The organism is Sphingopyxis sp., from assembly GCF_019459305.1.
GTDB lineage: Bacteria > Pseudomonadota > Alphaproteobacteria > Sphingomonadales > Sphingomonadaceae > Sphingopyxis.
In genome coordinates this window covers 1-16,496 of the sequence record NZ_JAIBES010000055.1, presented here as the reverse complement: position 1 = coordinate 16,496, position 16,496 = coordinate 1, and the positions used below count along the sequence as shown (strand labels likewise).

Annotated in this window: 21 protein-coding genes; 18 read left to right on the top strand and 3 right to left on the bottom strand. The window is 63.3% G+C overall.

What is annotated here, in order from left to right:
* The 4 genes from map to glnA form a co-directional block, all read left to right on the top strand.
* A partial coding sequence (gene map / locus K0M74_RS06175) for a type I methionyl aminopeptidase (RefSeq protein WP_293969219.1) occupies positions 1–590 on the top strand: 590 nt, incomplete at its 5' end.
* A gap of 206 nt (positions 591–796) precedes the next feature.
* Complete coding sequence (locus K0M74_RS06170) at positions 797–2,980, top strand: PQQ-dependent dehydrogenase, methanol/ethanol family (RefSeq protein ID WP_293969216.1); 2,184 nt, start codon at positions 797–799, stop codon at positions 2,978–2,980.
* A gap of 382 nt (positions 2,981–3,362) precedes the next feature.
* Positions 3,363–3,701, top strand: coding sequence for a P-II family nitrogen regulator (locus K0M74_RS06165; protein WP_037518110.1), 339 nt, complete (start codon positions 3,363–3,365; stop codon positions 3,699–3,701).
* Positions 3,702–3,772: 71 nt separating this feature from the next.
* The gene (gene glnA / locus K0M74_RS06160) at positions 3,773–5,185 is read left to right on the top strand and encodes a type I glutamate--ammonia ligase (protein WP_293969213.1); all 1,413 of its coding nucleotides are present in this window, start codon (positions 3,773–3,775) and stop codon (positions 5,183–5,185) included.
* Between the two features lie 84 nt (positions 5,186–5,269).
* Here glnA and K0M74_RS06155 read toward each other — a convergent pair whose 3' ends face one another.
* Positions 5,270–5,938, bottom strand: coding sequence for a hypothetical protein (locus K0M74_RS06155; protein ID WP_293969210.1), 669 nt, complete (start codon positions 5,936–5,938; stop codon positions 5,270–5,272).
* Positions 5,939–5,942: 4 nt separating this feature from the next.
* Positions 5,943–6,149 carry a helix-turn-helix transcriptional regulator gene (locus K0M74_RS06150; protein ID WP_088442821.1) on the bottom strand — a complete coding sequence of 69 codons (207 nt, stop codon included), beginning with the start codon at positions 6,147–6,149 and terminating at the stop codon, positions 5,943–5,945.
* A gap of 140 nt (positions 6,150–6,289) precedes the next feature.
* On the opposite strand from K0M74_RS06150, the gene K0M74_RS06145 reads away from it, so the two are divergent.
* The 4 genes from K0M74_RS06145 (at position 6,290) to K0M74_RS06130 (ending at position 11,287) form a co-directional block, all read left to right on the top strand.
* Positions 6,290–6,808: an SRPBCC family protein gene (locus tag K0M74_RS06145; RefSeq protein ID WP_293969207.1), complete on the top strand. Its 519-nt coding sequence runs from the start codon at positions 6,290–6,292 to the stop codon at positions 6,806–6,808.
* Positions 6,809–6,942: 134 nt separating this feature from the next.
* Positions 6,943–8,385 carry a PQQ-dependent sugar dehydrogenase gene (locus K0M74_RS06140; RefSeq protein ID WP_293969204.1) on the top strand — a complete coding sequence of 481 codons (1,443 nt, stop codon included), beginning with the start codon at positions 6,943–6,945 and terminating at the stop codon, positions 8,383–8,385.
* 56 nt (positions 8,386–8,441) lie between these two features.
* The gene (locus K0M74_RS06135) at positions 8,442–9,752 is read left to right on the top strand and encodes a M20/M25/M40 family metallo-hydrolase (protein WP_293969201.1); all 1,311 of its coding nucleotides are present in this window, start codon (positions 8,442–8,444) and stop codon (positions 9,750–9,752) included.
* Between the two features lie 98 nt (positions 9,753–9,850).
* Positions 9,851–11,287 (top strand): aldehyde dehydrogenase family protein, encoded by a 1,437-nt coding sequence (locus K0M74_RS06130; RefSeq protein WP_293969198.1) that lies wholly within the window; start codon positions 9,851–9,853, stop codon positions 11,285–11,287.
* Positions 11,288–11,438: 151 nt separating this feature from the next.
* On the opposite strand, the gene pspF is transcribed toward K0M74_RS06130, so the two are convergent.
* The gene (gene pspF, locus K0M74_RS06125; protein ID WP_293969195.1) at positions 11,439–12,470 is read right to left on the bottom strand and encodes a phage shock protein operon transcriptional activator; all 1,032 of its coding nucleotides are present in this window, start codon (positions 12,468–12,470) and stop codon (positions 11,439–11,441) included.
* A 179-nt stretch (positions 12,471–12,649) separates the two neighbouring features.
* Here pspF and K0M74_RS06120 point away from each other — a divergent pair, with 179 nt between their 5' ends.
* From K0M74_RS06120 to K0M74_RS06075, 10 genes are all read left to right on the top strand, one after another.
* Positions 12,650–12,820 carry a hypothetical protein gene (locus K0M74_RS06120; RefSeq protein WP_168454300.1) on the top strand — a complete coding sequence of 57 codons (171 nt, stop codon included), beginning with the start codon at positions 12,650–12,652 and terminating at the stop codon, positions 12,818–12,820.
* A 98-nt stretch (positions 12,821–12,918) separates the two neighbouring features.
* Positions 12,919–13,584 carry a phage shock protein PspA gene (pspA, locus tag K0M74_RS06115; RefSeq protein ID WP_293969189.1) on the top strand — a complete coding sequence of 222 codons (666 nt, stop codon included), beginning with the start codon at positions 12,919–12,921 and terminating at the stop codon, positions 13,582–13,584.
* A 12-nt stretch (positions 13,585–13,596) separates the two neighbouring features.
* Complete coding sequence (pspB, locus tag K0M74_RS06110; protein ID WP_088442938.1) at positions 13,597–13,872, top strand: envelope stress response membrane protein PspB; 276 nt, start codon at positions 13,597–13,599, stop codon at positions 13,870–13,872.
* Between the two features lies 1 nt (position 13,873).
* Positions 13,874–14,254, top strand: a complete 381-nt coding sequence (gene pspC / locus K0M74_RS06105; protein WP_088442936.1) for an envelope stress response membrane protein PspC — start codon at positions 13,874–13,876, stop codon at positions 14,252–14,254.
* 32 nt (positions 14,255–14,286) lie between these two features.
* Entirely contained in the window at positions 14,287–14,586 is a 300-nt protein-coding gene (locus K0M74_RS06100) for a hypothetical protein (RefSeq protein ID WP_088442934.1), read from the top strand.
* Positions 14,587–14,597: 11 nt separating this feature from the next.
* Entirely contained in the window at positions 14,598–14,915 is a 318-nt protein-coding gene (locus K0M74_RS06095) for a hypothetical protein (protein ID WP_088442933.1), read from the top strand.
* Positions 14,916–14,926: 11 nt separating this feature from the next.
* Positions 14,927–15,175, top strand: a complete 249-nt coding sequence (locus K0M74_RS06090; protein WP_137754210.1) for a hypothetical protein — start codon at positions 14,927–14,929, stop codon at positions 15,173–15,175.
* Positions 15,176–15,218: 43 nt separating this feature from the next.
* Complete coding sequence (locus K0M74_RS06085; RefSeq protein WP_088442929.1) at positions 15,219–15,485, top strand: hypothetical protein; 267 nt, start codon at positions 15,219–15,221, stop codon at positions 15,483–15,485.
* Between the two features lie 27 nt (positions 15,486–15,512).
* The gene (locus K0M74_RS06080; RefSeq protein WP_229667551.1) at positions 15,513–15,770 is read left to right on the top strand and encodes a hypothetical protein; all 258 of its coding nucleotides are present in this window, start codon (positions 15,513–15,515) and stop codon (positions 15,768–15,770) included.
* Positions 15,771–15,928: 158 nt separating this feature from the next.
* Positions 15,929–16,339 (top strand): SufE family protein, encoded by a 411-nt coding sequence (locus K0M74_RS06075; protein ID WP_293969175.1) that lies wholly within the window; start codon positions 15,929–15,931, stop codon positions 16,337–16,339.
* The last annotated feature ends 157 nt before the right edge of the window (positions 16,340–16,496 follow it).

Here is a 16,496-nt window from a genome sequence, read left to right as displayed (position 1 = left end):
ACCCCAAATCGATCTGCACCTCGGTCAACAACCAGATCTGCCACGGCGTGCCGAGCGACAAGGTGCTGAAAAACGGCGACATCGTGAATCTCGACATCACCGTCATCAAGGACGGCTGGCACGGCGACACCAGCCGCATGTATCTGGTCGGCGATGTACCGATCAAGGCGAAGCGCCTCGTCGAGGTTACCTATGAATGCCTGATGCTCGGTATCGAGCAGGCGAAACCCGGCAATCGCATGGGCGACGTCGCGCACGCGATCCAGACCCACGCCGAACGCCATCGCTATTCGGTCGTCCGCGATTTCTGCGGCCACGGGCTGGGCCAGATGTTCCACGATGCCCCCGAGGTGGTCCACGCCGGACGCCCCGGCACCGGACCCGAGCTGCGCCCCGGCATGTTCTTCACCATCGAACCGATGATCAACACCGGCAAATTTGCCGTGAAGATGCTCCCCGACGGCTGGACCGCGGTCACCCGCGACCGTTCGCTGTCGGCACAGTTCGAACACAGCATCGGGATCACCGAAACCGGCTGCGAGATTTTCACCGCGAGTCCCAAGGGCTTGAACGCGCCGCCTTGGGCCTGATCGTAACAGCGGTTTACACTTCGTCGTCCCGGACTTGATCCGGGATCCACGACTTCCGACGTCGCACTGGCCTTCGCGGCTCCGGAGCAAGTCCGGGGCGCCGATAAGAGGGAGCGCTCCGCCCCACATTCCCCCTTGCACGCGCGCCATATCGCGCGCAGACTTGACGTTAACGTCAAGCATAGGCGTCGAACGGGAGAGCATGAATGGCGAAACGGGTCTTGAAGGCCGCGCTGCTGAGCTGCGCGGCGCTGGCATTGGCGGCGTGCAACGCATCGAAGAATGAGAGCATCACCGGGGGTTCGCTCGACGATGCCGAAAAGGCCAGCGAGACCCTGCTCAAGACCGGTGGCAATGGCGACGACTGGGGCGCGATCGGTTTCAGTTACGACGAACAACGCTTCAGCCCGCTGACCGACATCAATGACAAGAATGTGGGCGAACTCGGCATCGCCTGGACCGCTGACCTGGAAGACGCACGCGGGCAGGAAGCGACGCCCGTCGTCGTCGACGGCGTGATGTATGTCACCCACGCCTGGTCGAAGGTCAGCGCCTGGGATGCCGCGACTGGCAAGTCCTTGTGGAAATTCGACCCCAAAGTCCCCGGCGCGAGCGCAGTCAATGCCTGCTGCGACGTCGTCAACCGCGGCGTCGCCTTGTGGGGCGACAAGGTTTTCGTCGGCACCATCGATGGCCGCCTGATCGCGCTTGACCGCAAGACAGGCGCCGAAATCTGGTCGACCCAGACGGTCGACACCGCAAAACCCTACACGATCACCGGCGCGCCGCGCGTGGTGAAGGACATGGTGCTGATCGGCAATGGCGGCGCCGAATTCGGGGTGCGCGGCTATGTCACCGCCTATGACGCGGATACGGGCAAGGAGCGCTGGCGCTTTTATACCGCGCCCAACCCGAAGAAGGAAAAGGACGGCGCCGCGAGCGACGAGATTTTCGCGAGCAAAGCCAACGCGACCTGGTCCGACAAGGGCGAGTGGCAGACCTCGGGCGGCGGTGGCACCGTGTGGGACGCGATCGTTTATGACAAGGATCTCGACCAGGTCTATCTCGGCGTCGGCAACGGCAACCCGTGGAACCATGGCACGCGATCGAATGGCGAGGGCGACAACTGGTTCCTCTCGTCGATCGTCGCGGTCGATGCCAGCACCGGCGCCTATAAATGGCATTATCAGGAAACGCCGGGCGAGACGTGGGACTATACCGCGACCCAGCCGATCATCCTCGCCGAGCAGGCGGTGAACGGCAAGTCGACCAAGGTGCTTTACCATGCGCCGAAGAATGGCTTTTTCTTCACCATTGACCGCACCAACGGCAAGCTGATCGACGCTAAGCCCTTTGTCGACGGGATCAACTGGGCGACGGGCTACGACCTCGCCACCGGGCGTCCGATCGAAAACCCTGAGGCGCGTTTCTACAAGACCGGCAAGCCCTTCATCGCGATCCCTGGGGCGCTCGGCGCGCATAACTGGCACCCGATGAGCTATAATCCGGCGACCGGGCTGGTCTATATTCCGGCGCAGCAGATCCCGCAGGGCTATCTCGCCGACATGAATGAGCTCGACAAGCGCAAGGTGCTCGGCTTCAACGTCGGGACCTCGCTCACCGGCACGCTGCTCCCCGACGACAAAGCGGCCTTCCGCGCCGCGGTCTCCGCGACCACCGGGCGCCTCGTCGCCTTCGACCCGCGCACCGGTAAGGTCGCCTGGGCGGTCGATCATCCCGCGGCGTGGAATGGCGGCACGATGACGACCGCGGGCAATCTGGTGTTCCAGGGTACCAGCCTCGGCCGCTTCCGCGCCTACACCGCCGACACCGGCAAGCAATTGCTGGACCTCGACATGCAGTCGGGGATCGTCAGCGCGCCCTCGACCTTTCGCGTCGGCGGCATCCAATACGTCGCTTTCATGACGAGCAAGGGCGGCGCTTTCCCGCTCGTCGCCGGGGTTGCAGGCGGTGCCACGCGCAAGATCCCGAACATCCCGCGGCTGGTAGTGCTCACGATTGGCGGCACCGGCAAACTGCCCGCGCCGCCCACTACGACAACGCTGGCGTGGAACCCGCCGCCGATGACCGCCAGCGCGACGCAGGTCGCGGCGGGCAAGGCGCAGTTCGGGCGCTATTGCATGGTCTGCCACGGCGACAGCGCGATCGGCAACGGCTTCACCCCCGACCTCCGCGTCTCGGGCACGCTGGCCAATGCCGAGGCATGGAAGGGCGTGGTGATCGACGGCGCGCTGAAGGATCGCGGCATGGTCAGCTTCGCGAAAGTGCTAACCCCGCAGGACGCCGAAGCGATCCGCGCCTATGTCATCGAACGGTCGAACTGGACCAAGGCGAATCTCGCCGACAGCTCGGCGCCGATGGGCCGGTAAAACACCTAACCTCCCTGTGACGAAGTCATGGGGAGGTGCCAGCGGCGTAGCCGCTGACGGAAGGGCCACGGCGCGAAGTCGCGGCCCCTCCACGATCGCCTGCGGCGACGATCCCCCTCCCCATCGCTGCGCGACAGGGAGGATATGATACGAACCTGCCACTTTTTTAGGCACCGCATCGCACCCGTTGCTCACCCCTTAAGCAACCGCGCAACATCGTGTCACAAATGTTACTGAAAGCTTGCGATTCGCCAATTGGCACGGCTCTTGATTGGTGCAAGATGACGGGGCCTCGCAGCGACTCACGGGTGCGAACCGGACAGGCAGGCCTGATCCGGCTCTGACTGCGAGCGATAGGATATGCCCAAGGGGGACGAAAAGCGTGAAGAAGATTGAGGCGATCATCAAGCCGTTCAAGCTCGACGAGGTCAAGGAAGCGCTGCACGAAGTCGGCGTCAGCGGCATCACCGTCACCGAGGCCAAGGGCTTTGGTCGGCAAAAAGGTCATACCGAACTGTATCGCGGTGCCGAATATGTCGTCGATTTCCTGCCCAAGGTGAAGCTGGAAGTCATCGTCGAGGACAGCATGGCCGAACGCGTCGTGGAGGCGATCGCCGCGGCCGCGCAGACCGGTCGCATCGGCGACGGCAAGATTTTCGTCATCCCGGTCGAAACCGCGCTGCGCATCCGCACCGGCGAGCGCAACGAGGACGCCCTTTAAAACACCCACTCCCCACCCTGTTCAACGAAACCGGCCGAGCCGGTCATCATCGCAAGAAGGAAGTTCAGACAATGGCTACGAAGCCCAAGGATATCATCGCCCGGATCAAGGAAAACGACATCGAGTGGGTCGACCTGCGCTTCACCGATCCCAAGGGCAAGTGGCAGCATCTGACGATGTGCGCCGGTGTAATCGATGAAGACGCGCTCGAAGACGGCCTGATGTTCGACGGCTCGTCGATCGAGGGCTGGAAGGCGATCAACGAGTCCGACATGATCCTGATGCCTGACCTCGACGCGGTCTATGACGATCCCTTCTCGGCGACCCCGATGCTTGTCATCTTTTGCGACATTGTCGAGCCGTCGACCGGCGAAGGCTATGCCCGCGATCCGCGGACGACGGCCAAGCGCGCCGAGGCCTATGTTGCCTCGACCGGCGTCGGCGACACCGTCTATGTCGGCCCCGAAGCCGAATTCTTCATGTTCGACGATGTCCGCTTCGAGACCGGCTACAACAAGTCGGGGTTCGAGATCGACGACATCGAACTGCCGACCAACACCGGCCGCATCTATGAAGGCGGCAACCTCGCCCACCGCCCGCGCGCCAAGGGCGGCTATTTTCCCGTCGCACCGGTCGACAGCGCCGTCGACATCCGCGCCGAGATGGTGTCGACAATGCTCGAAATGGGCCTGCCCTGCGACAAGCACCATCATGAAGTCGCTGCCGCGCAGCATGAGCTTGGCCTGACCTTCGGCACACTGACGCAGACCGCCGACCGCATGCAGATCTACAAATATGTCGTGCATCAGGTCGCACATGCCTATGGCAAGACCGCGACCTTCATGCCCAAGCCGATAAAGGACGATAACGGCAGCGGCATGCACACCCACATCTCGATCTGGGAAAAGGGCAAGCCGCTGTTCGCGGGTAACGGCTATGCGGGCCTTAGCGACATGTGCCTCTATTTCATCGGCGGCGTCGTCAAGCATGCGAAGGCGCTCAACGCCTTCACCAACCCGACAACGAACAGCTACAAGCGTCTCGTCCCCGGTTTCGAGGCTCCGGTTCTGCTCGCCTATTCGAGCCGCAACCGCTCGGCCTCGTGCCGCATCCCTTATGGTGCAGGCGCCAAGGCGAAGCGCGTCGAATTCCGTTTCCCCGACGCGATGGCCAATCCGTACCTGTGCTATTCGGCGCTGCTGATGGCGGGGCTCGACGGCATCCAGAACAAGATCCACCCGGGCGATCCGATGGACAAGAACCTCTATGACCTGCCGCCCGAAGAACTCGCCGAAGTCCCGACCGTCTGCGGCAGCTTGCGCGAGGCGCTCGACGCGCTGATCGCCGACCACGACTTCCTGCTCAAGGGCGACGTGTTCACCAAGGATCAGATCGAAGCCTATGTCGAGCTGAAGTGGGACGAAGTGTATCGCGTCGAGCAGACCCCGAGCCCGGTCGAATTCGACATGTACTACAGCGCCTGATCCGCAAGGGTCAGCAACGCCAAGGAGGGCGCCCGGTTCGGGGGAACCGGGCGCCCTTTTTCGTTTGTTCGTCCAACGCAAGCGCTAGCGCAGCGCCATCATCCCGCGCCATCCCGCGCCTGCAAAACAGGCGAACAGGAGCGATCCGAATGCGAGCGACACCAGATCGAGCGGGTGCGGCCCGGCGGCCAGTCCCACCGCGGCGGCGCCGCCCCAGATGATCGCGATCAACAGAAGAAGATTGCCGGTGATCGCGGATATTTCGACCGTCAACTGGCGCCACAGCTCGTCAAAACCCCGCCACATCCACACCGATATCGCTGTAAAGCCGACCAGAACCGCCAGCAGAATCCAGAAAGCGAGCGCTGGGGTGACCAGCGCCGCACCGCCCGCGGCGTCAGCCGCCGCCGCATGCGCCAGCAACATGACCGCTGCGCCCAGAATCAGGCAGCCGACAGCGCTGCCAGCCATGTTCGCGCGCTCCTCGACGATTTCTTCGGCATCGGCGACGTTGAGCAGCCGCTGGCCGAACAGGCGCGGCGCTACCGTTCCGATCCCGACGAACATCCCCATCAGTGCATAAACCAGCCCGATGCCGAACAGGATGATGGACGATCCCGTCCAGTCGAAACCGCCCTGCCCCTCGACCAGCTGCAACCCCGCGAACATGCCTCCGGCGCCCGCAGCCGCGCCGATTGCTGCCTGCATCGCCATCTTGCGCCATCCGGCGGCCTTGCTTGCCTGCGTCGTCATCTCGCTACTCCTTCGCCGTCCAATGATCGATAAACAGTTCGCGCACTTCGAGAGCGAACAGCCCCGCCATGCGGAGCGCGAGCGGCAGGCTGGGATCATATTTGTCGGTTTCGACCGCGTTGATCGTCTGGCGCGATACCCCCAGGCGCCGGGCAAGTTCGCCCTGGCTCCACCCCGCCGCTTCGCGATATTCGCGGACCCGATTTTCCACAGCCGCTCCCTTACCTGTCAAGAGCTCTTTACAGTGAGTCGTCTGGCCTGTCAAACACTCTTTACATACAAAAACGGCAGCCATTGACGCTTTGGTAAATCGCCAACGCTATACCGACTTCGCCTTTCAGGGGGATCGCGATGCTACGCTCCACAATCTTGGTTGCCGTGATGCTGCTGACCGCGAGCTGCGGCAAAATAGCCGAGCTGGCGAACCAGACCCGCACGGTCGCGGCGCCACGCGAAGAGGTGTTTGCGAAAATGTTTGGCGATGACAGCGCCTTTACCGGGATGCCGCTGGTGACCAACGGCGGATCGACGCGCCTCTATGAGTTGGTCGCCGAAAAGGGCGATCCGGGTTTCGAGAAGATGGTCCCCGATGAGCGGCCCGACGCCTATAAGATCAAGATAGCGGTCGCGATGGAAATCCCTCGCGAAGCTCATCTGATCTACAACGTCGATGACGGCGCGCTGATGACGGGGCTCAAATTCACCTTCGAAGAGCTGGCGCCCGATCGCACCCGCGTCGATTTTGCCATCGACGACCTGGCCGGCGACGATGCGAAAGGCTTGACAGTCAATCGTCTGGTCCTGCGAAAAATCGCGCAAGAGGCACTGGGCAAACTCAACGATTTCGATGAGGCCAAAGAGCCCGACTGACGCCGCCCGGCGCAAGGGCTCTATGGTAAATCGCCGGGGTTGCCGCCGCTATCGACCCATGGCAGGTTGCGAGCGGGGTGGGCTTGATCGCGAAAGGCAATTTGGCCATGCGGAAGCGCGTCTCCCTCCTCCTCATGTCCCTGTTGCTCGCCTCATGCGGTGGCGGTGGCGGTAGCAGCGGCGGCACCCCGCCCACGGCCAATGCCCCGCCCAGCTTCACTTCGCTGCAAACCGCGAGCGTCGCCGAAAATAGCACCGCCGCCTATCAGGCGACCGCGACCGATCCCGATGGCAACACCCTGACCTTCACCATCGACGGCGGCCCCGACGCGGCGCGTTTCGCGATCACAGGTGCTGGCGCACTCAGCTTTGGCGCAGCGCCCGATTTCGATCTGCCCGGGGACGCCGACGGCGACAATGTCTATACGGTTGTGCTGCGCGTCAGCGACGGTCAGGCGAGCGTGACGCAGGCGGTCAACATCACGGTCACCAACTGCCGCGAGGGCATATCGGTAGCGCGCGTCGGCACCGGCTTCAGCCAGCCGCTCTATGTCGCCCCGATCCCCGGCAGCAGCAGCGTCTATGTCGTCGAAAAGGGCGGCAACGTCTATCGCTTCGACCCCGCCAATGGCAGCCGTACGCTCGTGCTCGACATCACCGACATTTCGACCAGCGGCGAGCGCGGCCTGCTCGGCCTCGCTGCCTATCCCGACCATGCGACGTCGCAGCGCCTGTTCGCGGTCGCCACCGCGACCAACGGCAATGTCCAGGTGCGGCGCTATACGCTGGGGCAGCCGAACAGCTCGACCAGGTACGATACCGTGCTCGACATCCCGCACCCCGGGTTCGACAATCATAATGGCGGCTGGATCGGCTTTGGTCCCGACGGCCATGTCTATGTCGCGGTCGGCGATGGCGGCGGGGGCGGCGATCCCAACAACAATGCACAGAACCGCAATGTGCAGCTTGGCAAGATCCTGCGCTTTGCCGTCGGCGCAGGCGGCAGCAGCTATGCTCCTGCACCCGGAAATCCATTTATCGCGAGCGGCGGCGATCCCTATGTCTTTGCCTTTGGCCTCCGCAACCCGTTCCGCGCTTCCTTTTCGGGCTCAACGCTGCTGATCGGCGACGTCGGCCAAAGCGCGGTCGAAGAAGTCGACATGGTGACAACCTCGCAGCCGGGGCTGAACTTCGGCTGGCGCTTCCTTGAGGGCACCCAGCCCTATGCCGGCACCGCCCCCGCGGGGCTGACCAATCCCGTGCTCGAATATGGCCATGGCAGCGGCCCAAGGCAGGGCCGGACCGTCACCGGTGGCTATGTCTATCGCGGCCCGGTGACATCGCTCCAGGGTCAGTATGTTTTTGGCGACTTTATCTCGGGCAATATCTGGTCGGTGCCTTTTTCCAGCATGATCGCCGGACAGACGCTTCCGTCGTCGCGCTTCGCGCGGCGCAACGAGGATTTCTCCCCCGACGCCGGGACGCTCAGTTCGATCGCCTCGTTCGGCGAAGACAGCGCGGGCAATCTGTTCATCGTCAGCATCGGCGGCAGCATATTCATGGTCCGCCCCGGCTGATCGCTTGCCCGCAGTCCGTGCAAGCGGCACAAGGGGGACGTCCAGAGGAGTCCTCCATGAAATCGCTGCCATTTGCCGCCCTGATCGCGCTTCAACTCGCACTCGCACCTGCGGCTCAGGCAGAGCTTAGCAAGGCCGAAAGCGCGATGGCAAAAATGGTCGAGGCCGAGCAACCGCGCTCGATCGCGCTGCTTGAAAAGCTGGTCAACCAGAACAGCGGCTCGCTCAACCTCGAGGGCGTCGAAAAGATCGGGGCGATGATGCGCGCCGAGCTCGAACCGCTGGGCTTCACGGTGACCTGGAAACCGATGCGCGAGACCGGCCGCGCCGGGCACCTGATCGCGACGCACAAGGGCAAGCGGGACGGCAAGCGCCTGCTCCTCATCGCGCATCTCGACACGGTCTTCGAACCCGATTCGCCCTTCCAGCGTTTCGAGCGCAGGGGCGACTTCGCCAAGGGACCGGGGGCGGGTGACGATAAGGGCGGGATGGTCGTGGCGCTCGCGGCGCTGCGCGCGATGCACGCGGCGGGGACGCTGAAGGGCGCCAATATCGAATTTCACATGACCGGCGACGAGGAGGATGCGGGAGACCCAATCGAGATCGCACGCGCCGACCTGATCGCCGCGGGCAAGCGCAGCGATGTCGCGCTATGTTTCGAAGGGCTGATCCGCGATGCGGGTGCCGACATGAGTTCGATCGCACGTCGCTCGTCCGAAAGCTGGACTGTCACCGCCACCGGCAAGGCCGGGCACAGCTCGGGCATTTTTAGCGCCAATACCGGCGACGGCGCGATCTATGAACTGGCGCGGATCATCCACCGTTTCCGCACCGAGCTGCCCGAACCCAATCTGACCTTCAACGTCGGACTGGTCGCGGGCGGCGAGCAGGCTATGCTCGACGAAGGCAAAATCCGCGCCAGTGCCACCGGCAAGACCAATATTATTGCCGCCACTGCCGTGGCGCGCGGCGACCTTCGCACGCTGTCGGGCGAACAGGCAACGCGGGTGAAGGACAAGATGGCGGCGATCATCGCCGACCATGCACGCGGAACTTCAGCGACCCTCGCCTTCGACCCCGGCGGCTATCCCGCGATGGCGCCGACCGAGGGCAACCGCGCACTGCTCGTCCGGCTGAACGCGGTAAACCGCGACCTCGGCCTGCCCGAAATGGCGGCGCTCGACCCGTTGAAGCGTGGGGCCGCCGACATCAGCTTTGTCGCCCCCTTCGTCGATTCGCTCGCGGGTCTTGGCGCTTACAGCACCGGCGATCATGGCCCCGAAGAAACCGTCGACCTGCCCAGCATCGCGCGGCAAGCGACGCGCGCTGCCATATTGATGTCACGGCTGAGTGCTGAAAAACGCTGAGCCGTCACCTTTGTCAGTTGGCGTTGCTTGATTCATCCGCCACAGTGATTAGGTAGCAATCCGAGACGTATTCAGACACGCCGATTGGGAGAGAGAAAATGAGCGACACCGCAACGCACCTCAAGCAGAATTTCATCGGCGGCCAGTGGGTCGATAGCAAGGGCGGCAAGCCGCACGACGTAATTAACCCGGCGACCGAAGAAGCTGCCTCGACGATCGTTCTCGGCACCGCCGCCGACGTTGACGATGCCGTCGCCGCAGCACGCGAGGCACTGAAAAGCTGGTCGCAGACGACGCGCGAAGAGCGCCTCGACCTGCTCAATCGCATCGTCGAGGAATATAAGAAGCGCGCGCCCGACCTTGCCAAGTCAATGGCAAGCGAAATGGGTGCCCCGGTAAGCTTCGCGGGCACCGCACAGGTCGGCGCGGGCATCGGCGGTTTTCTTGGCACGATCGCCGCGCTGAAAGACTTCAACTTCACCGAAAAATACGCCGCGGGCGTCATCGCTTACGAACCGATCGGCGTCGTCGGCATGATCACGCCGTGGAACTGGCCGCTCAACCAGATCGCGCTGAAGGTCTCTCCGGCGCTCGCCGCGGGCAAAACGATGGTTCTCAAGCCCTCCGAAGAATGCCCCGGCAACGCGACGATCTTTGCCGAAATCCTCGACGCCGCGGGCGTCCCGCCGGGCGTCTTCAACCTCGTTCAGGGAGACGGCCCGACCGTCGGCAACGCAATCAGCGCACACCCCGGCATCGAAATGGTCAGCTTCACCGGCTCGACCCGCGCCGGTATTCTTGTCGCTAAGGCCGCCGCCGACACCGTCAAGCGCGTCCATCAGGAACTCGGCGGCAAGTCGCCGAACATCGTCCTGCCCGACGCCGATTTCGCCGCGGTGCTGCCGCCGACGGTGCAGGGCGTGCTGGTCAACACCGGACAGAGCTGCATCGCCCCGACGCGCATTCTGGTCCAGAAAGAGCGTCAGGCCGAAGCGGTCGGCGTCATCAAGGCGATGTTCGACGGCACGGCGGTCGGCGACCCGATGAGCGAAGGCGGCCATATCGGCCCCGTCGTCAACAAGGCGCAGTTCGACAAGATCCAAGGTCTGATCCAGTCGGCGATCGACGAAGGCGCGACGCTGGAAACCGGCGGCACCGGCTTGCCGAGCAACGTCAATCGCGGCTATTACATCAAGCCGACGGTGTTCTCGGGCGTCACCCGCGACATGCGGATCGCCAACGAAGAAATCTTCGGTCCGGTCGCGACGATCATGGCCTATGGCGACCTCGACGAGGCGGTCGATATTGCCAACGACACCGAATATGGCCTGTCGGCGGTAATCTCGGGCGATCCGGCGCAAGCCGCCGGGCTGGCACCGAAGCTGCGCGCCGGAATGGTCGCCGTCAACGCTTGGGGGCCAGGACCGGGTGCGGCATTCGGCGGTTACAAGGCATCGGGCAACGGCCGCGAAGGCGGCGTGTTCGGGCTGAAGGATTTCATGGAAGTGAAGTCGATCAGCGGCATTCCGGGCTGATATCCAAATCCTCCCTGTGGCGAAGCCATGGGGAGGGGGACCGCCGCGAATCGGTCGTGGAGGGGCAGCGCCGTTGCGCCATTGCCCTTCCGTCAGCGCTCCGCGCTGCCACCTCCCCATCGCTTCGCGACAGTGAGGATCAAAGTCGACGCTACTGATTCAACCCATGTTTCTTCAGCGCATGGCGGATCTGGTCGTAACTCAGCCCCAACGCTTCGGCCGCGACTTTTTGATTGAAGCGGCAGCGCGCCATCGTGTCAGACAGGATCTGGCGTTCATAGGCGTCGACCGCGGCGCGCATGTCGCTGACCGGGCCAGTAGGCATCGCAGTAGATACGGGCGCGGTTTCGGCGGGGGCAGCCGATGCGCCGCCGGCCGCCTTCGGCGCCGATTTGCGCACCACGGGCTGCCAGGGGCTCGCGAACGGATCGAAGCTTAGCGCATCTACGGGCTTTTCAGGGTCCGCCCAGCGATAGATCGCGCGCTCGATGACATTGCGCAGTTCGCGGACATTGCCCGGCCAGTCATGGCCTTCCATCGCGGCGAGCGCGCGCGGTCCGAAGCCCGGCCATTCTTCCCAGCCAAGGACGGTGGCCATCCGTTGCCCGAAATAGGTGGCGAGCACCTCGATATCGCCCTCACGCGCGCGCAGTGGGGGCAGGGTGATGACCTCGAACGAAAGGCGGTCGAGCAAGTCGGCGCGGAAGCGATTTTCATCGACCAGCGCGGGCAGATGTTCGTTGGTGGCCGCGACGATGCGGACATCGACGCGGATCGGGCGCGACGAACCGACGCGAGTGACCTCACCATATTCGACCGCGCGCAGCAGGCGTTCCTGCGCGCCCATCGACATCGTTGCCAGCTCGTCGAGGAACAGGGTGCCACCGTCGGCCTCTTCGAACCGCCCGGCGCGGGTGCGCGTCGCGCCGGTGAAGGCGCCTGCCTCGTGCCCAAACAGCTCGGACTCAATCAGCGTCTCGGGCATCGCGGCGCAGTTCAGGATGACATAGGGCCGGTCCCAGCGCGTCGACAGGCGGTGCAGGCGTTCGGCGATCAGTTCCTTGCCCGTCCCTCGCTCGCCGATCACCAGCACGGGCCGGTCGAGTGACGCCGCCAGGCTGGCACGTTCGACCGCGTCCTGAAACGCCGCCGACTGGCCGATAAATTGGGTCTCGCGCTCCATTCCCAATGATTGGCAAATTTTCCCGCTCGATGGCAAGTCAATTCGATCGCGGAAGCGATTTGCGCGTGAAGTTGCGCGCATTTGCGCGGCTTGGCGCAATTGGCACGGTGTCTGCATAGTTGGATACGAACCGGGGCAAATTGTTCCGGTGCAGCGAAAAACCACAGGAAGGTTAGATCATGAAGTCGATGTTTGCCCAAGCCGCCACTTTCGTGCTGAGCACGGCCGGAGCGCTGGCCATTCTCGTCGGAGCGATCGACCAGCCGCAGGTTGCGGCCAGTGCCACCGGCGTTCACGCCGGCCCGCTGGTTGCCGCTGTCATGTCCCCGGCGGTCAGCGCTTTGGCCTGACCGGCACTGGTGCCGGGGCACTCTCCCCCCTTGCCCCGCCCCGGCACCAGCCTTTTATAAAAGACCAAGGTCTCCAGATTTCGACAGGAGTTTTTCAAATGGGTATTTTTTCACGCACCCGCGACATCATCGCCGCCAACGTCACCGACCTGCTCGACCGGGCCGAAGATCCCGAAAAGATGATCCGCCAGATCATCTTCGAGATGAACGAAACGCTCGTCGAAGTCCGCGCTTCCGCCGCCCGCACGATCGCGGACCAAAAGGAAATGCGCCGCCACATCGCCAAGCTGGAAAGCCTGCAGGAAAGCTGGAAGGAAAAGGCCGAACTCGCGCTGTCGAAGGACCGCGAAGACCTTGCCACCGCCGCGCTGGTCGAAAAGCAGAAAGCCGGCGACATGGCCGAGCGTCTGAAGGCCGAAATCGCCGTCCTCGACGACGCGCTCAAGGGCTATGAAGACGACATCGCCAAGCTGCAGAAAAAACTCAGCGAAGCGCGCGCTCGCCAGTCGAACGTCTCGACCCGCCTCGAAAGCGCCGAGAACAAGTTTAAGCTGCGCGAAATGACCAATGGCGACCGCGTCGAAGATGCCTTCTCGCGCTTCGACATTCTCGAACGCCGCGTCGACGAAGCCGAGGGCCGCGCCGATGCGCTGAACTTGGGTTACAAAAAGTCGCTCGACGAAGAGATCGCCGAACTCCAGGCCGCCGACAAGGTCGCCGACGAGCTCGCCGCGCTCAAGGCCGCGCACGCCAGCAAGCAATAAGGAACCAGACCGATGGAAGAAATCATCATCGTCCCGATCGTTATCGGAACGCTCTTCCTCGGTCTGCCCTGGCTGATCCTCCACTACATCACCAAGTGGAAACAGGCCAAGACGCTGACCGGAGAAGACGAGCAACTGCTCGACGAACTGTACGACACCGCGCGCCGGCTGGAAGGCCGCCTGCACACCGTCGAACGCATCATCAGCGCCGACCATCCCGACTTCCGCCCTGCGGTGCGTAGCGATGAAGAACTGGCGCAACTCGAAAATACCAGCCGGAGGAACTGAGATGTCTGCCAGCCGCACGAAATTCTACCTCGACAAGCAGAACGCCAAATGGAGCGGCGTATGTGCCGGGATCGCCGATTACAGCGGTGTCGACGTCCTCTGGGTCCGCGTTGGCGCGGTGCTGCTGACGCTGATGGGGGGCTTCCCCTGGACGCTGATCGCGTACTGGATGGTCGCCTGGATGGGCACGCCGAAACCCTTCGCGCTCTATGGCTCGAACGAAGAAGCGAAATTCTGGCAGGGGGTACGCAGCAATCCGACCGCATCTACCCGCGATATCAAGTCGCGCTTTCGCGACATCGATCGCCGCCTTGCCGACATCGAACTCTACTACACCAGCCACAACCGTCGGCTCGCCGACGAGATTGAAAGCCTGCGCTGAGCGGCGGCTGACACGCAACAGGGAGAAAACAGATGAATTTCGGTGGTACCGGTTTCGTCCTCGCCATTATCGCATTGTCGATCGGCGGCTGGATGTTCACCACCTGGATCCGCGCCAAGCACGGCTATCCGGTTGAAAATGAATGGGGTGGCACGGTTCATCGAACCGACCCCGACGCTGATCGAAAAATCGCGCTGCTGACCGACGACAATGCCAAGCTGGCAGGCCAGGTCAGCCGTCTCGAAGAACGAATTTCGGTTCTCGAACGCATCGCGACCGAAACCAACGGTCAGGCGGCGCAGCTCGCCGACCAGATCGACCGCCTGCGCTGAGGGGAATAATCATGAATTTCGACACGATCAACGCCCTCGCTCCCGTCGCCGCCATCATCGGCATCATGGCGGTCGGTGGCTGGGTCTTCACCACTTGGCTCCGTGTCAAAAACGGCTATCCGCTCGACGGTGCCTGGGGTCAGGCGGTCTATCCCAAAAGCAGCGACGAGGCGATGGAACGCGTCAAGCTGATCAGCCAGGAAAATGCCCAGCTGCGCGCCGAACTCGGTTCGGTGAAAGACCGCCTCGCGGTGGTCGAGCGCATCGTCACCGACGAGGGCAGCCGGCTCAGCCACGAAATCGAGGCGCTGCGGCGCCCGGCGAACTGAGGAGAAATCTGATGGGCGACGCCATCTGGATCCTTATCCCCCTCGCTCCCTTCCTGCTCGGCGGCTTCGCCATCTGGTCGAAGCATCAGCAAAAGATGATCGAGAAGCAGTCGGAAATGACCGCCGAAAAGGCCGCCCAATATGCGGCCGCGACCGAACGGCTGGAGCAGCGGGTGCGCGTCCTCGAACGGATCGTTACCGACAAGGGAATTGACGTCGCCGACGAGATCGAAAAGCTGCGCGACGCTCCGCTGAACTGAACTGAACTGAAGCAACGATAAGAAAATACGGAAGGATCCCCCCATGAACCCGTTTGAAATGGTTATCGGCATCGTCCTGATCGTCACCATCGGCAGCGTCGTCCGCGCCAAATATGGTGTCCGCCGCGACAACAAGGGCAACGAGTTTTTCGCCGCCCCCGCCGACAATGCCGAGACCAAGGCGCTGCAATCCGAAATCCGCGCGCTCAAGGACCGCATCCAGGTGCTCGAACGCATCGCTACCGACCATAACCGCGCCGTGACGCTCGATGAGGAAATCGAACGGCTGCGCGACCGGTCGCCCTCCTGACGACCGTGACGAAGAAGGAGCCGCATCATGGCCACCATTACGTCTGACCTTGCCTCCAACCTGATGGTCAGTGCCGTCGCGCTGACCGCCCTGACCATCATGAGCCTGGCCGCGCTGCGCGGCTGGCGCGACTGGATCCAGCTCAAGCGCGAAGAACTCGCCGCAGGGCATGTCGCCGTCACCCATGACGCGACCGTTCCCCACGCGGGATCGCGCATCGAAATCGCCGATCTGAAGGAACGGCTGCGCAAGCTGGAAGCAATCGCAGCGGGGGTGGATCTGTAGCGACGTTCGAGCGGTAAAAAACCGTTCGCATCGAGCGAAGTCGAGATGCCCATCGGCCTCGCGCTGACCTGACGGGTGTCTGGACTTCGCTCGGTACAAACGGGCATTATGGGCCTAGCGCTCTTCCCACTCCCCCCCAAATCTGCCACTGCGCCGCCATGCGCAGCCTGACAAATATCCACGACGAATATGACTTCCTCGACGGCGACGATCGTTATCGCCTGCTGATCGAATTGGGGCGCGAGCTCGAACCGATGCCCGACGCGCTCAAGACGGACGCCACGCTGGTGCGCGGTTGCAGCGCCAGCGTCTGGGTCTATCCTGTGCCGCAAGAGGGCGGCGGCCTGCATTTCCTCGCCGACAGCAACGCCGCGATCACCAAGGGTATTGTCGCCCTCGTCCTCGCCGCGGTGCAGGACAAGCCCGCCGCCGAAGTCGCCGCGATGGACGTCGCCGCCGCGCTCGCCCCGTTCGACCTGACCCGCCAGCTGTCGTCGAACCGCACCCAGGGCGTCCCCAACATGATCGCACTGGTCCAGGACACCGCAAGGCGCTTCGCCGCGGGCTGACCGGAAGGCGCCTGTTCTAGTACTACAGTTGCATTTAATGTCGTGTTCTTCGGTGACATTGAGCCGCGATCGCTTGGTGGGTTTGGCGCCATCGGGACCAAGCCCAGATGAAGGCGGGATGGTGTTGAGCCGCGAATATGAGCTTTGCGATGAGGCG

What these genes read in the sequence shown, in the direction of transcription:
- K0M74_RS06170 (WP_293969216.1), top strand. Translation starts at nt 797, where the DNA reads ATGGCGAAACGGGTCTTGAAGGCCGCGCTGCTGAGCTGCGCGGCGCTG.
- glnA (WP_293969213.1), top strand. Translation starts at nt 3,773, where the DNA reads ATGGCTACGAAGCCCAAGGATATCATCGCCCGGATCAAGGAAAACGAC.
- K0M74_RS06155 (WP_293969210.1), bottom strand. Translation starts at nt 5,938, where the DNA reads ATGACGACGCAGGCAAGCAAGGCCGCCGGATGGCGCAAGATGGCGATG.
- K0M74_RS06145 (WP_293969207.1), top strand. Translation starts at nt 6,290, where the DNA reads ATGCTACGCTCCACAATCTTGGTTGCCGTGATGCTGCTGACCGCGAGC.
- K0M74_RS06140 (WP_293969204.1), top strand. Translation starts at nt 6,943, where the DNA reads ATGTCCCTGTTGCTCGCCTCATGCGGTGGCGGTGGCGGTAGCAGCGGC.
- K0M74_RS06135 (WP_293969201.1), top strand. Translation starts at nt 8,442, where the DNA reads ATGAAATCGCTGCCATTTGCCGCCCTGATCGCGCTTCAACTCGCACTC.
- K0M74_RS06130 (WP_293969198.1), top strand. Translation starts at nt 9,851, where the DNA reads ATGAGCGACACCGCAACGCACCTCAAGCAGAATTTCATCGGCGGCCAG.
- pspF (WP_293969195.1), bottom strand. Translation starts at nt 12,470, where the DNA reads ATGGAGCGCGAGACCCAATTTATCGGCCAGTCGGCGGCGTTTCAGGAC.
- K0M74_RS06120 (WP_168454300.1), top strand. Translation starts at nt 12,650, where the DNA reads ATGAAGTCGATGTTTGCCCAAGCCGCCACTTTCGTGCTGAGCACGGCC.
- pspA (WP_293969189.1), top strand. Translation starts at nt 12,919, where the DNA reads ATGGGTATTTTTTCACGCACCCGCGACATCATCGCCGCCAACGTCACC.
- pspB (WP_088442938.1), top strand. Translation starts at nt 13,597, where the DNA reads ATGGAAGAAATCATCATCGTCCCGATCGTTATCGGAACGCTCTTCCTC.
- pspC (WP_088442936.1), top strand. Translation starts at nt 13,874, where the DNA reads ATGTCTGCCAGCCGCACGAAATTCTACCTCGACAAGCAGAACGCCAAA.
- K0M74_RS06100 (WP_088442934.1), top strand. Translation starts at nt 14,287, where the DNA reads ATGAATTTCGGTGGTACCGGTTTCGTCCTCGCCATTATCGCATTGTCG.
- K0M74_RS06095 (WP_088442933.1), top strand. Translation starts at nt 14,598, where the DNA reads ATGAATTTCGACACGATCAACGCCCTCGCTCCCGTCGCCGCCATCATC.
- K0M74_RS06090 (WP_137754210.1), top strand. Translation starts at nt 14,927, where the DNA reads ATGGGCGACGCCATCTGGATCCTTATCCCCCTCGCTCCCTTCCTGCTC.
- K0M74_RS06085 (WP_088442929.1), top strand. Translation starts at nt 15,219, where the DNA reads ATGAACCCGTTTGAAATGGTTATCGGCATCGTCCTGATCGTCACCATC.
- K0M74_RS06080 (WP_229667551.1), top strand. Translation starts at nt 15,513, where the DNA reads ATGGCCACCATTACGTCTGACCTTGCCTCCAACCTGATGGTCAGTGCC.
- K0M74_RS06075 (WP_293969175.1), top strand. Translation starts at nt 15,929, where the DNA reads ATGCGCAGCCTGACAAATATCCACGACGAATATGACTTCCTCGACGGC.